Here is a 13,375-nt window from a genome sequence, read left to right on the forward strand (position 1 = left end):
GAAGCCTTTTCCATCCAAGCAACAAAAAACGCGCCGAGGGTTTCCCCGGCGCGTTTTGTTTTGTCTGGCCTCGGAGAGGCCCGATGAGGCCGTGCGCGGCTTACTCCTTACCGTGCACTTCGGGCGCGGTGTACTCGATGCCCTCGCGCTCGTCATAGGCCTTGATGGCGTTTTCCTTGATGCCCTTCAGGCCGGCTTTGAAGATGCCGGTGATGACCTTCTCGGCTTCCTTGTCGGTGGAACCGTCGGCAGCATCGAAATCGGCCGTCCAGTAGATCACGGTGCGGTCCGGCTCATCGTCCTTCTCGACCCAGAGCTTGGCCTCGTAATCCTTCACCGGCAGGGGGCTTTCCAGGATCTCGTAGCTGTAGCTGTGCGCGTCGGTGTCTCCGAGCTCCTCGACGATCTTGCCGCCATCGCCGAGGGTCAGGGTGCGGACGGTATCGTCGCCATCCTTCTTCTCGGAGCAATCGGTGACGGCGGGGTGCCATTTGGCGATGTCGCAGAAGGCGCCGATCTGGGCCCAAACCTGGTCGGGCAGGCCGGGGGCTTCGATGCGGGTCTTAACGTCGATCGCGTAAGCGGCGGAGCTGGTGGCGACCAGAACCGCGCCTGCGAGCAGAGCCCCTCTCAAAATGGGCATGTTTTTCCTCCATATTACCGTTGTTTCGTGTTTCGGCGTTATTCCGGCATCCTAGTAAAACGGGAAGTTGGGGCAAGCCTCTTGCTCTTTTTCCGTCCGGTTTCTGAGCCGGTTCGATTCTTGGTGCCGGTTGCGCTATAGACCATCCAGCAAAATCACACCAAAGCCCATCTCAGCAGCCCATGTCAGCCAAGCCTTACCTGCGATACCGCCTCTGCGCCGTCCTGATGGCGGCGTTCTTCGTTTCGGCGCCGGCCGTCCATGCGGAGATCCGCGTGGTGCCGAAGAGCCAGACCGCGCTGAAGCGCTCTTTCGCGCCGGTGGTCGAGCAGACCATCCCTTCGGTGGTGAACGTCTATGTGAAACGCGAGGTCGCCCAGCGGGTCTCGCCGTTCATGAACGACCCGTTCTTCCGTCGCTTCTTCGGCGGCAATCTCGGCGTGCCGCAAAAGCGCATCCAGAACTCGCTCGGCTCGGGGGTGATCGTCAGCCCCGAAGGCATCGTGGTGACCAACAACCATGTCATCGAGGGGAGCGGCGAGGCGGAGATCACGGTGGCGCTTTCCGACGGGCGCGAATTCCCCGCCGAGGTGGTGAGCAAGGACGAGCGCACCGATCTTGCCGTGCTGCGGCTCGATGCGGACGGGGCGAAATTCCCGGCCATCTCCTTCACCGATTCCGACAGTCTGAAGGTCGGCGATATCGTGCTCGCCATCGGCGATCCGTTTGGGGTCGGCCAGACGGTGACCAGCGGCATTGTCTCGGCCCTGGCGCGGACCCAGATCGGCGTTTCCGACTATCAGTTCTTCATCCAGACCGATGCGGCGATCAATCCGGGCAATTCCGGCGGCGCGCTGGTGGATGTCGACGGACATCTGGTCGGCATCAACACGGCGATCTTCTCCTCCAGCGGCGGCTCGCACGGCATTGGCTTTGCGATTCCCTCCAACATGGTGCGGCTGGTGGTGCAGGCGGCGCTGAAAGGCAACACGCTGCGCCAGCCCTGGCTCGGCGCCTCGATGCAGGGGGTGACCTCAGGACTTGCCGAATCCCTTGGCCTCGACCGGCCGCGCGGTGCGCTGATCGCTGAGGTGAAGCCGGACGGCCCGGTCGCCAAGGCGGGGCTGGATGCCGGCGACGTCATCGTCTCGGTGGACGGCAAGCTGGTGCAGGATCCCAAAGCGCTGAACTATCGGCTGTTCACCAAAGGCGTCGGCATGACGGCGACGCTTGGGGTGGTCCGCGACGGCAAGGCGATCAATGTGGCGCTGCCGCTGGTCCCAGCCGTTGAGGATCCGCCGCGCAATACGCTCGCCGTCGAAGGGCGAACCCCGCTGACCGGCACCGAGGTGGCCAATCTCTCGCCGGCCGTGGCGCAGGAGGTCGATGTCGACAATGAGGGCCCCGGCGTTGTGGTGCTGGATGTCTCCCGCGGCAGCATCGCGGCGCGGATCGGCTTGCGGAAGGGCGACATCATCGCCAAGCTCAACGACCAGGAGGTTCCATCGGTCAAGCGGCTCAAAGTGCTGCTGGCGATGCGGCCCGGCGCCTGGCGGCTGACGGTCAATCGCGACGGCCGCATGCTCAACGTGACCATCGGCGGTTAGGGACCAGATTTATGTCCAGCTTGTTTGAAGCGGCGGGGCTTGAGCAGGGCGCGCCGCGCCCGCTCGCCGACCGGCTTCGCCCGTCCAGCCTGGATGAGGTGATCGGCCAGGAGCATCTTCTGGGGCCGAACGGCATGCTGATCCGCATGGTGGAGGCAGGGCGCCTCGGCTCGGTGATCTTCTGGGGGCCTCCGGGCACCGGCAAGACCACCGTGGCGCGGCTCTTGGCCAAGCAGACCGATCTCGATTTCGTGCAGCTCTCGGCGATCCAGTCGGGGGTGCAGGATCTGCGCAAAGTGTTCGATGCCGCCAAGGCGAAGCGGGAGCAGGGCAGGGGCACGCTGCTGTTCGTAGACGAGATCCACCGCTTCAACCGCTCGCAGCAGGACGCCTTCCTGCCGCATATGGAAGACGGCACCATCACGCTTGTGGGGGCGACCACGGAGAACCCCTCCTTCGAGCTCAATTCGGCGCTGCTGTCGCGCGCCAGCGTGCTGACCTTCCACCGGCTGGACAATGCGGCGCTCTCCGAGCTGCTGGCCCGGGCGGAGAAGTTCGAGGGGCGCAAGCTGCCGTTGGACGAGGATGCCCGCCAGGCGCTGATCGATATGGCCGACGGCGACGGCCGGGCGCTGGGCAATCTGGCCGAGGATGTGTTCCTCGCAACTCAGAAGGGCGCCGAGCCGCCGCTCGACCGCGAGGCGCTGGTGAAGCTGGTGCAGCGCCGGGCGCCGCTCTACGACAAGTCCCAGGACGGGCATTACAATCTGATCAGCGCGCTGCATAAATCGGTGCGCGGCTCGGACCCGGACGCAGCGCTCTACTGGCTGGCGCGCATGCTGGCTGGCGGCGAGGACCCGCTCTATATCGCCCGGCGACTGGTGCGCATGGCGGTGGAGGATATCGGCATGGCCGATCCGGTCGCTCTGGTGCATGCCAATGCGGCGAAGGAGGCTTACGACTTTCTCGGCAGCCCGGAGGGCGAGCTGGCGCTGGCGCAAGTTGCGGTCTATCTCGCCACGGCGCCGAAATCCAACGCCGCCTACAAGGCGTTCGGCGCGGCAAACCGCGCGGCGCGGGAGAGCGGCTCGCTCTTGCCCCCAAAGCATATCCTGAACGCGCCGACCAAGCTGATGCAGCAAGAGGGCTATGGCGCGGGCTATGCCTACGACCATGATCAGGAAGAGGGCTTCTCGGGGCAGAATTACTTCCCCGACGAGATGGAGCGGCAGAAATTCTACAGCCCGACCGGATTCGGCTATGAGCGGGAGGTGTCCAAGCGGCTTTCCCATTGGGCCGAGCTCCGGGCGAAGCGGGGCGGCAGGTAAGGCGGAGCATCTATGACGATTCTTTACGTGGCGGCGGGCGGCGCGTTCGGCGCCAGCATGCGCTATCTGGTGGGCGTTATTTCCGGACGGCTTTTCGGGTTCGGGTTTCCTTGGGGAACCTTCGCCTGCAACGTTATCGGCTGTTTTGCCATGGGTGTTCTGATCGAGCTGATGGCGACGCGCTGGACAGTGCATAATGACCTGCGCGCTTTTCTCACCGTCGGGCTGCTCGGCGGCTTCACCACCTTCTCCTCGTTTTCCGCCGATTTCGCGTTTCTCTACGAGCGGCATCAAACCTTCCAGGCCGTGGGCTACGTGCTCGGCACGGTCGGTGTGGCGCTGATTGCGGTCTTTGCCGGCATGATGCTGGTGCGTTCGCTTTAGCCATGAGCGGGGTCGAGACAAAGGAGGTCTCCCGCGACGAGGACGGAATGCGCCTAGACCGCTGGTTCAAGACCCATTTCGCCGCGCTGCCCCATAGCCGGCTGGAGAAGCTGCTGCGCACCGGCCAGGTGCGGGTCGATGGCGGGCGGGCGAAATCCCATACGCGGCTGGAGGCGGGGCAGATGGTGCGCGTGCCGCCCTTGCAGGCGATGCAGGGCGGTAAGCCCCCCGCAGCCAAGGCGCAGCCCTTGAGCGCCGCCGACCGCAAGTTCCTGGCCGATATCACCCTCTACGAGGACGACGACCTGCTGATCCTCAACAAGCCCTCCGGCCTCGCGGTGCAGGGGGGCAGCAAGACGGCGCGGCATATCGATGGGATGTTGGCGGGGCTCGGCGACGGGCCGGAGACGCGGCCGCGGCTGGTGCACCGGCTGGACCGGGATACCTCGGGCGTTCTGGTGATCGCCAAGCGGCGCTCCATCGCCGCCAAGCTCGGCAAGGCGTTCCAGACCCGCTCGGTGCGCAAGATCTACTGGGCGCTGGTTTATGGGGTGCCGAAGCCGCCTCAGGGTAAGATCGATGCGGCGCTGGTGAAGGCGCAGACGCCGGATGGCGACCGGGTGCGGAAAGCTAGGCCCGGCGAGCAGGACGTGGCCCAGAGCGCGGTGACCTATTACGCGGTGGTGGACCGGGCCGGCCAGCAGGCCTCTTACGTCTCGCTGAAGCCGGTCACGGGGCGCCAGCATCAGCTCCGTGCCCATATGGCGATGAGCGGTCATCCGATCCTGGGCGACACCAAATATCCGCCGGAAGGCGAAACCGCGCTGCCGGAAGGGGTGCCGAACAAGCTGCATCTGCATGCGCGGCGGATCAGCTTTCCCCATCCCACCGGCGAGGGGGTGGTCGACGTCACCGCGCCGCTGCCCGCGCATATGGTGGAGAGCTTCTCGTTGTTCGGCTTCACCGAGAAGGGCGGCGATAGCGGAGACGATGAGCCCCGCGGGCGCAAGGACGCCAAGGGCGCCTGAGGCGGCGGAACCAGGAGTACAGGAGTATCGCGTGAGCGGAGCAAAGAAATTCTACGAGACCGTCTCGGTCGAAGAGGTGCCCTCCGGCGGCGCGGAGGTGCTGCTCGACGGAAAGCGGGTGAAGACGCCGAAGCGCGAGCCGTTGGCCTTTCCCAGCACGGCGCTGGCCGAGGCGGTGGCCGAGGAATGGCGCGGCCAGGGCGAGACCATCGATCCCGGCACCATGCCGCTGACCCGTCTGGCCAATACGGCGATCGACGGGGTAAGCGCCATGGAGGAGGCGGTCCTCGAGGACATCCTCAATTTCGCCGGCACCGATCTCCTGTGCTACCGGGCGAGCGGGCCGGACGGGCTGATCGCCAAGCAGCAAGAGATTTGGGATCCGGTGCTGGGCTGGATCGCGCAGCGCTATGGCGCAGAGTTCGCCCTTGCCGAAGGGGTGATCCATGTCGAGCAGCCGGCGGACTCGGTGGTGGCGCTGCGGGACGCCCTGAAGGGGCTCGATCCCTTCGGTCTTGCCGCTCTTCATGTGATGACCTCGCTCACAGGCTCGGCCTTGCTGGCGCTTGCTGTGGCGGAGGGCGAGATCGGGCCCGAGGCTGCCTGGGAAGCGGCCCATGTGGACGAGGACTGGCAGATCGGCCTGTGGGGCGAGGACGCGGAGGCGGCGGAACGGCGCGAAGCGCGCCGGCAAGACTTCGCCGCAGCGGCAAAAATGCTAAAGCTTTTGCGGTGTTGAGCGGCTCGAGGGTGCATGCGAGTGCAACTTGAGCCTTGCCTCGGCGCGCGACCATGCTATTGAGCGGGCGCTGTATGATGACCGGGTTGGGGAGCGTATTATGAAAGAAGTCCTGGAAGAGCTTGAAGTCCGCCGCGAGAAGGCGCGTGCCGGCGGTGGCGCGAAGCGTATCGATGCGCAGCATAACCGGGGCAAGCTGACGGCGCGGGAGCGGCTGGCGCTGCTGCTGGACGACGGGTCTTTCGAAGAGTTCGACATGTATGTCGAGCATCGCTGCACCGATTTCGGCATGCAGGACAGCAAGGTGCCGGGCGACGGCGTGGTGACCGGCTGGGGCACCATCAACGGCCGCGTGGTCTATGTCTTCGCCAAGGATTTTACGGTGTTCGGCGGTTCGCTGTCGGAGACCCATGCGCGCAAGATGACCAAGATCCAGGACATGGCGCTGCAGAACCGGGTGCCGATCATCGGCCTGTTCGATGCGGGCGGGGCGCGCATTCAGGAGGGCGTCGCGGCGCTCGGCGGCTATGGCGAGGTGTTCCTGCGCAATGTGCGCGCTTCCGGCGTGATCCCGCAGATCTCGGTGATCATGGGGCCGTGCGCCGGCGGCGACGTCTATTCTCCGGCGATGACCGACTTCATCTTCATGGTGCGCGACACCTCCTACATGTTCGTCACCGGCCCGGATGTGGTGAAGACGGTGACCAAGGAGGAGGTGACCGCCGAGGAGCTGGGCGGCGCTTCGGTGCACACCACCAAATCCTCCATCGCCGACGGCGCCTACGACAACGATGTCGAGATGCTGTTGCAGATGCGCCGCTTCATGGATTTCCTGCCGGCGAGCAACCTCTCCGGTGTGCCGGCGCTTCCCACCGAGGATCGCTGGGACCGGCTGGATCATTCGCTGGATACGCTGATCCCGAACAATCCGAATATGCCCTATGACATGAAGGAGCTGATCCTGAAGGTCATCGACGAGGGTGATTTCTTCGAGATCCAAGAGTCCTTCGCCAAGAACATCGTCACCGGCTTCGGCCGCCTGGACGGGCGGACCATCGGCATCGTCGCCAATCAGCCGATGGTGCTGGCGGGCGTGCTGGATTCGGACGCCTCGCGCAAAGCGGCCCGCTTCGTGCGCTTCTGCGACTGCTTCAACATCCCGCTGGTGACCTTCGTCGACGTGCCGGGCTTCCTGCCCGGAACCGACCAGGAATATGGCGGGCTGATCAAGCACGGCGCCAAGCTGCTGTTCGCCTTCTCCGAGGCGACGGTGCCGAAGGTGACGGTGATCACCCGCAAGGCCTATGGCGGCGCTTACGACGTGATGTCGTCGAAGCATATCGGGGCGGATGTGAACTATGCCTGGCCGTCGGCCGAGATCGCGGTGATGGGCTCCAAGGGCGCCGCCGAGATCCTCTACCGCTCGGAGCTGGGCGATCCGGAGAAGATCAAAGAGCGCACCGACGAATATGAGCGGCGCTTCGCCAATCCGTTCGTTGCCGCCGAGCGGGGCTATATCGACGAGGTGATCATGCCGCACAGCACGCGGCCGCGCATCGCCCGCGCCTTGCGCATGCTGGCCAACAAGCAGGCCGAAACCCCCTGGAAGAAGCATAACAACCTGCCGCTTTAGGTGATGGATATGACTTCAGAGGATGAGGACGCGGACAAGGCGAGTGAGGTTAGAGCACAGGTTGGAGCAATTGCGAAAGCTGAAGCACGGGCGAGCTACGAGCGAAGAACTGAGGTCTCAATTGACGTACCTCCCGATGTGACGAGGGCCAAGTCGCAGGCCTTTCTAGATGCAATTTCCCCTATCACTCATTCTCTTGGGTTGGCCGGTGACTATCTCGAAGATCTTCGCGAGAGACTCCGAATGGGGCGTGGCGCGACGCTTGGAGTGGTGGCCGCAAAAACGCGTGATCAGATAGAGCATCAGCAAAAGCCCCCCGGGGAAGTCCCGATCAAGGCGATGCTGCCAATCTTGGAGAGGGCTTCCCTCGAAGAACCCGATGACGAAGTGCTAACATCGGCGTGGGCTACTCTCATTGCCACCGCTGCGACGGACTACGATCCGGAAGTTATTAGTTTCTCACGTATCTTGGCGGAACTTACTCCGCGTGAATGCCAAATTTTGCAGCATATCTTTCAAGGTCGTTTCAAATGGGTGGACGGAAAGCGTCCAGTAGGCCCGATGACGAAGTTCTTCGAGAGCGAAGACGAGATTAAATCAAAGCTGCGAAAAGCGGTTCAAGCTGGGGATTCGAAGATTTTTTCCGAATTACTCACGTATGTCGATCCTGAAATGCCCATCCAATTTATTGCTGCCATAACGCGGGGAGTTTCAGTCAGAGCAAACTGGATCGACAAGCTCCTTAAGGAGCCGTTTTATACTGAGCACGAAGGTGGATATGAGATCCTGAAGGCTCAGGGGTTGGTTGAGCATCGGGGCCAGAGCTACTCTTGGCGTGATGGAGAAACGCCTGTCGCGGTGGATTGGTTTGAGCTCAGTGAATTGGGTTGTCGCTTTGTGGCCCGAGTGATCCCAAGGGCTAACTCCAGTGAGGCAGGCGACGGGGCCGCTGCGGAAGAAGCATAACAACCTGCCGCTTTAGGGCTGCCGCGTTTTCCGTCATGCCCGGGCGCAGACCCGGGCATCCAGCTGCGATGGGAGCTTCGTAGCTGGCGGTTCTGGATTGCCACCCGGGTCCGGTATAGCCGGACCGGGCGCAGGCTCAAGGCGAGCCTGTATTGACGTGCTGGCGTAAGCCTACGCCGTGTGCCCCTGCCAGGCATTGGCAAAAATCTTACCAAGTGCGGAGAATTCCCGGACATGCCGAGAAAAATCCCGGCATGGTCTGCCACATCGTAGAAACCTTCGCCGTTTTCCGACGTTTCGTTGGTCTGTGGAGGTCATGAAGGGAGAATTGCCGTGAAAAGAATTGCAGCGATTTTGACTATTGCCGGCGCAGTGACGGTAGCGGCGGGCGGTGCGGCATTTGCCGGCAAGGCCGCCGATGCCATCCAGGCCCTCGATCCCGATAAGGACGGCACCATCGATCTGAACGAGGCCAAGGCCGGCGCCAAGGCTGTTTTCGAGAAGATCAATCCCGATGGCGACGGCACGCTTGAGGTCAAGGAGCTGAAAGGCCGCCTGACCAAGAAGGAGCTGGATGCCGCCGATCCCGATAATGACGGGACCCTGGATATGCAGGAATACGAGGCGGTGGTGACCAAGCAGTTCGAGCTCGCCAACCCCGACAATGACGGGACGGTCGACGAGAAAGAGCTGAAGACCAAGGAAGGCAAGAAGCTGCTGAAGCTGATCTACTAAAGCCTCAAGCTTCCGACGCCAGAAACGAGCCGGGGTATTTTCGTGCCCCGGCTTTTCTATATCCCCAGCTTTTCTATGGCTATGAGGCGATGGCGAGGCGTCGTTTCGGCTTCGGGCTTGCCAGGAGGCTGGTGATCTCCGAGGCCGGGAGCGGCTTGCCGAAGAGATAGCCCTGGCCCAGCGTGCAGCCATGCATGGCCAGCCATTCGACGTCCTGCTCACTCTCCACGCCCTCGGCGGTGGTCTTCAGATCGAGGCTATAGGCCAGGCTGAGGATGGCGGCGACGAGCTTGCGGCTATCGCTACTGGTCCGCATCGAACGGATAAAGGAGCGGTCGATCTTGATCTTGTCGAACTGGATGGTGCGAAGCTGGGCCAGACTCGACTGACCGGTGCCGAAATCGTCCAGAGCGATGGAGATGCCGGCATTGCGCAGCGACGACAAGGTGTGCCGGGCGACGGCCAGATTGCTCATCACGGCGCTTTCGGTCACTTCGATCTCCAGCCGCCCCGGTGCCAGGCCGGTCTGGGTCAGTACGGCCAGGATGCGCGCCGGCAGGCTCGAATCGGCAAGCTGGAGCGGAGAGATGTTCAGCGCGATGGTAAGGTCGGGGCGCCAGTTCCGCGCATCGAGACAGGCCTTGCGCAGGATGCGGAAGGTAAGCTCGTCGATCAGCCCAACCTCCTCGGCGACGGGAATGAAGACATCGGGTCTGATCCGATGGCGGGCCTCCGGCCAGCGGGCCAAGAGCTCGAAGCCGTAGAGACTGCGATCGTCGAGATAGACCAGCGGCTGGTAATAGGGGACGAACGCATCGGCGGCGAGAGCGGCGCGGAGCTTCCGCTCCATATCGGCGCGCGAGCGGATATCGTCCCGCATTTGCCGCCGGAACACGTCGATATTGGTCTGACCGGAGCGCTTGGCGCGGTCGAGGGCGATATCGGCGGCACGCAGCATGCTCTCAGGATCGCTGTCGTGGTTGCTGACCGATATGCCGATAGTGACGCTCAAGTCGAACGAGGCATTGGCCACCTGAATAGATTCGCCGATGCGGGCGCTGATCCGCCGTGCCAGCTCCAGCGGGGGCATCTCATCCGCCATGTGGGGAATGACGACGGCGAACTCGTCACCGCCGACGCGGGCGATCGTGGCGTCGTTCGGCGTCACGTTGGCGAGGCGCTCTGCAACGATGCGCAAGACAGCGTCGCCCGTGGCATGTCCATAAAGCCCGTTGGCAACCTTGAAGCGATTGATATCGATTAGAAGGACGCCGCAATGTTCCCCGGCAGCCCTGGCCTTATCGAGCTGGGCCTGCAGCTCCTCGGCAAATACCGCGCGGTTGGGAAGGCCGGTCAGAGGATCGATCCGGGTCAGCGACTGGGCCAGGCTCTTGGCGCTGTTCAGTGCGGTGTAGGACCGGCGCAGCTTGCCGGCAGCATCGAACAGGAGCAGTGCCGGAGCTATCAGCGAGAGCGCGGCGAAAGCGGTGGAGGTGAGGATAAAGCGCCAGCGCTCCTCCGCCTCGAAAGCTTGATCGTATGGCAGCCCTACCGTCTCGCACAGCCATCGCTCCAGTCTGAACTCCCAAAAGGCCGAGAGGCAGAACATGGTGACGATGGTGAGCGACAGGATTCCTAGGACTTTTCCCCGGCTGAGAGACATAACCCAATCCCTTTGTGGAGTACGATAGCACCACAAACAGCCGACTATCTCGTTAAGGTCTTGATTTCATTTGTATTGATTTTGACTATTTGAAACTAACTCATACTTAATCTGGCTACGGACAGTCCCGAGACTGCGCGATGGCGAACACTCACGTCTTCTCGCTTCACTGGCGACACGTGGCGGTCAGTCCTGAAGGAAGTCCAGCATCAGCGCATTGAAGCGCTCCGGTGCCTCCAGGAAGGGCAGATGGCCGACGCCGTCGATGATCACGGCGCGGGCATCGGGCATTTCCGCGGCGATCTTCTTCGCGTTGTCGGCGTTGTGGCCCATCTTTTCCTGCAGCGGTTTCGGTGCCGCGGGCTTGCCGGGGGCGACATGGTCGTTCTCGCCCATGACGATCAGCACGGGCTTGTCGACCAGCGGCATCTCGTAAACCACGGGCTCGCGCAGGACCATCTGGGCGGAGGCAGCGAAGGAGCGGAGCCAGCGGGGATATTCGGCGCTGTCGCGCATTCCGGTGCGCGCCCAGACGAAGGGATCGAGATCCTTGTCGGGCAGGGTGAGCCGGTAGCGGGTTTTCAGCGCCTCGCGATAGCTTTCCGGCGTCACCTTGGCCTCGTTGGCGATCAGGGTCTCGATGGGGATCGGCGGGACGAACAGGCCGTAATCCTCAAGCCCGATAGGGCCGACCATCAGCACCCGGTCGACCTTGTCCGGATAATCGCGGGTAAAGCGCATCGACATCATGCCACCCATGGAATGGGCCACCACCTTCACCTTGCCGATATCGAGACTGTCGAGCAGCTTTGCCGTGTTGCGGGCGAGATCGGCGAAATGCAGGTCGAAATCCGGCTTGGCGGATTTGCCGAAGCCGATCTGGTCCGGCGCGATCACCCGGTAGCCGGCTCCGGTGAGCGTCTCGATGACGGGGCCCCAATAGCTGGAGGGAAAGTTGCGGCCGTGGAACAGAAGCACGGTTTCGCCATTGGCTTTGCCGGTCGGCGCCACATCCATATAGGCCATGCGCAAGGGCTTCCCCTCGCGGGTCAGCGCGAAGAGCTTGACCGGATACGGATAGGGATATCCCTCCAAAGCAGTGCCGATAGGCGGCTCGGTCGCGGCGGAGGCGGGCTGGGCAAGGCCGAGGAGGAGCGCGCAGGCGAGCATTGGCACGGCGAGCCGAAGACGGCTTGGAAGCATAAGTTTCTCCAGTCTTATCAAATGGTTATGTCGCATCTCGGCGGAATTCTCGCGACAGTCGTACAGCGGCCAAACTCTCGCCTTACGGTAACGGTTTCTGATCCTTGCAAATCGGCCAAACCCTGCTATCCCCGGGGCACGTGACGGTTGAGATATTGCGGGTGGCGAAGCGGCTCTCCGCCGTCGAGGGGAACGTCCAAACATGCTTCTGACATCATGATCAAACGGCTCGTTATCGTCGCCTTGATTTTCGGCATCCTGCTCGGCGGGCTGGCCTATTTCCAGTTCGTGTTCAAGCCGCAGATGATCGAAAAATTCGTGGCGCAGATGCAAGGCACCGCTCCGGTGGTGACCAGCGATATCGCCAGAGAAGAAGACTGGACCGCGAAGGTCCAGGCGATCGGCACGGTAACGGCCACGAAAGGCGTGAATTTGGCGCCGGAGATCGCCGGCATCGTCGCCGAGTATTTCTTCGAGACCGGCGACGATGTGAAAGAGGGCACCAAGCTGGTGCAGCTGGACGATTCGGTGCAACAGGCGGAGCTGCACAGCAATCTGGCAACGCTGAAGCAGACCAAGCTCGATTTCGACCGGCAGTCCAATCTGGTGAAGAAAGGGGCGGTTTCGCAATCCTCGCTCGACAGCGCCACGGCGGCGCGGGACACGGCGGCCGCGGCGGTGGAGCAGGTCGAGGCGGTGATCGCGCAGAAGAAGGTGCTGGCGCCGTTCTCCGGCCGGCTGGGGCTGCGCAAAGTGGAGCGCGGCCAATATGTCTCCGCCGGCGAGGGGCTGGTGTGGATTCAGGCGCTGGATCCGATCTGGGTGGATTTCCCGGTGCCTGAGAAGCAGGCCGGGCAGATCAAGGTCGGCGATCCGGTGACCGTTACCTCGGACGCTTTTCCGGACAAATCCTTCGACGGCAAGGTGCTGGCGCTCGATGTGCGGGTCAACGAGGAGACCCGCACGCTGACCATCCGCGCCGAATTTCCCAATCCCGACAAGCTGCTGCTGCCCGGTATGTTCGGCAACGTGGCGGTCTCGTCCGGCAAGCCGCAGCCTTACGTGACCGTGCCGCGCACCGCCGTTACCTATGGGCTTTACGGCGATAGCGTCTGGGTAGCGAAAAAGCGCGAAGATGCGGCGGATGCCTCTGGGCCCGATAGCGCCAAAGCCGATGAGACGGCCGAGGCTGACAAGTCCGATACTGTGAAGGCCGATGCGGCCGGAGCAGGGGGAGAGGCGCCAGCCGGGCCGGTTCTGATGGCCGAGCGGCGCTTCGTGCGCGTCGGCCCCGCCGAACAGGACCGGGTGGCGATCCTGGAGGGGATCGAGGCCGGCGAGGAGGTGATCACCTCCGGCCAGCTCAAGCTGGACCCCGACGGTCCCGTCAAGATCGACAATTCCGAACGGCTGAAAACGCCGGCGGAATTGCCGAGGCCGTGACGG

The 13,375-nt window shown here is 63.1% G+C and carries 12 protein-coding genes; 9 read left to right on the forward strand and 3 right to left on the reverse strand.

Annotated elements, in window-relative coordinates; genetic code table 11:
• Positions 1-100 precede the first annotated feature (100 nt).
• Positions 101-643: an SRPBCC family protein gene (locus HT051_RS07945; RefSeq protein WP_174541541.1), complete on the reverse strand. Its 543-nt coding sequence runs from the start codon at positions 641-643 to the stop codon at positions 101-103.
• A gap of 182 nt (positions 644-825) precedes the next feature.
• Here HT051_RS07945 and HT051_RS07950 point away from each other — a divergent pair, with 182 nt between their 5' ends.
• The 8 genes from HT051_RS07950 to HT051_RS07985 all read left to right on the forward strand — a co-directional run bounded on the left by HT051_RS07950 (position 826) and on the right by HT051_RS07985 (position 9,063).
• Positions 826-2,250: a Do family serine endopeptidase gene (locus tag HT051_RS07950; RefSeq protein ID WP_174541542.1), complete on the forward strand. Its 1,425-nt coding sequence runs from the start codon at positions 826-828 to the stop codon at positions 2,248-2,250.
• 11 nt (positions 2,251-2,261) lie between these two features.
• A complete protein-coding gene (locus tag HT051_RS07955) occupies positions 2,262-3,578 on the forward strand; it encodes a replication-associated recombination protein A (protein ID WP_174541543.1) in 1,317 nt (438 codons plus the stop codon).
• Positions 3,579-3,590: 12 nt separating this feature from the next.
• Positions 3,591-3,962 (forward strand): fluoride efflux transporter CrcB, encoded by a 372-nt coding sequence (crcB, locus tag HT051_RS07960; RefSeq protein WP_174541544.1) that lies wholly within the window; start codon positions 3,591-3,593, stop codon positions 3,960-3,962.
• A gap of 2 nt (positions 3,963-3,964) precedes the next feature.
• On the forward strand, positions 3,965-4,990 hold the full coding sequence (locus HT051_RS07965) for an RluA family pseudouridine synthase (protein ID WP_174541545.1): 1,026 nt from the start codon (positions 3,965-3,967) through the stop codon (positions 4,988-4,990).
• A 31-nt stretch (positions 4,991-5,021) separates the two neighbouring features.
• Complete coding sequence (locus HT051_RS07970) at positions 5,022-5,729, forward strand: ATP12 family chaperone protein (RefSeq protein ID WP_208454294.1); 708 nt, start codon at positions 5,022-5,024, stop codon at positions 5,727-5,729.
• A gap of 100 nt (positions 5,730-5,829) precedes the next feature.
• Positions 5,830-7,362: an acyl-CoA carboxylase subunit beta gene (locus tag HT051_RS07975; RefSeq protein WP_174541547.1), complete on the forward strand. Its 1,533-nt coding sequence runs from the start codon at positions 5,830-5,832 to the stop codon at positions 7,360-7,362.
• A gap of 9 nt (positions 7,363-7,371) precedes the next feature.
• Positions 7,372-8,328, forward strand: coding sequence for a hypothetical protein (locus HT051_RS07980; protein WP_174541548.1), 957 nt, complete (start codon positions 7,372-7,374; stop codon positions 8,326-8,328).
• Between the two features lie 333 nt (positions 8,329-8,661).
• On the forward strand, positions 8,662-9,063 hold the full coding sequence (locus HT051_RS07985; RefSeq protein WP_246810018.1) for an EF-hand domain-containing protein: 402 nt from the start codon (positions 8,662-8,664) through the stop codon (positions 9,061-9,063).
• A 79-nt stretch (positions 9,064-9,142) separates the two neighbouring features.
• Here HT051_RS07985 and HT051_RS07990 read toward each other — a convergent pair whose 3' ends face one another.
• Positions 9,143-10,726 (reverse strand): bifunctional diguanylate cyclase/phosphodiesterase, encoded by a 1,584-nt coding sequence (locus tag HT051_RS07990; protein ID WP_174541549.1) that lies wholly within the window; start codon positions 10,724-10,726, stop codon positions 9,143-9,145.
• A gap of 186 nt (positions 10,727-10,912) precedes the next feature.
• A complete protein-coding gene (locus tag HT051_RS07995) occupies positions 10,913-11,929 on the reverse strand; it encodes an alpha/beta fold hydrolase (RefSeq protein ID WP_246810019.1) in 1,017 nt (338 codons plus the stop codon).
• 216 nt (positions 11,930-12,145) lie between these two features.
• Between HT051_RS07995 and HT051_RS08000 the strand changes: the two genes are divergently transcribed.
• On the forward strand, positions 12,146-13,372 hold the full coding sequence (locus HT051_RS08000; protein WP_174541550.1) for an efflux RND transporter periplasmic adaptor subunit: 1,227 nt from the start codon (positions 12,146-12,148) through the stop codon (positions 13,370-13,372).
• Positions 13,373-13,375 lie beyond the last annotated feature (3 nt).

It is taken from the genome of Methyloligella sp. GL2, from assembly GCF_013341275.1.
GTDB lineage: Bacteria > Pseudomonadota > Alphaproteobacteria > Rhizobiales > Methyloligellaceae > Methyloligella.

Bases quoted from the DNA above. Each gene is read 5' to 3' on its own strand.
- HT051_RS07945 (WP_174541541.1), bottom strand. From the start codon at position 643: ATGCCCATTTTGAGAGGGGCTCTGCTCGCAGGCGCGGTTCTGGTCGCC.
- HT051_RS07950 (WP_174541542.1), top strand. From the start codon at position 826: ATGTCAGCCAAGCCTTACCTGCGATACCGCCTCTGCGCCGTCCTGATG.
- HT051_RS07955 (WP_174541543.1), top strand. From the start codon at position 2,262: ATGTCCAGCTTGTTTGAAGCGGCGGGGCTTGAGCAGGGCGCGCCGCGC.
- crcB (WP_174541544.1), top strand. From the start codon at position 3,591: ATGACGATTCTTTACGTGGCGGCGGGCGGCGCGTTCGGCGCCAGCATG.
- HT051_RS07965 (WP_174541545.1), top strand. From the start codon at position 3,965: ATGAGCGGGGTCGAGACAAAGGAGGTCTCCCGCGACGAGGACGGAATG.
- HT051_RS07975 (WP_174541547.1), top strand. From the start codon at position 5,830: ATGAAAGAAGTCCTGGAAGAGCTTGAAGTCCGCCGCGAGAAGGCGCGT.
- HT051_RS07980 (WP_174541548.1), top strand. From the start codon at position 7,372: ATGACTTCAGAGGATGAGGACGCGGACAAGGCGAGTGAGGTTAGAGCA.
- HT051_RS07990 (WP_174541549.1), bottom strand. From the start codon at position 10,726: ATGTCTCTCAGCCGGGGAAAAGTCCTAGGAATCCTGTCGCTCACCATC.
- HT051_RS07995 (WP_246810019.1), bottom strand. From the start codon at position 11,929: ATGCTTCCAAGCCGTCTTCGGCTCGCCGTGCCAATGCTCGCCTGCGCG.
- HT051_RS08000 (WP_174541550.1), top strand. From the start codon at position 12,146: ATGATCAAACGGCTCGTTATCGTCGCCTTGATTTTCGGCATCCTGCTC.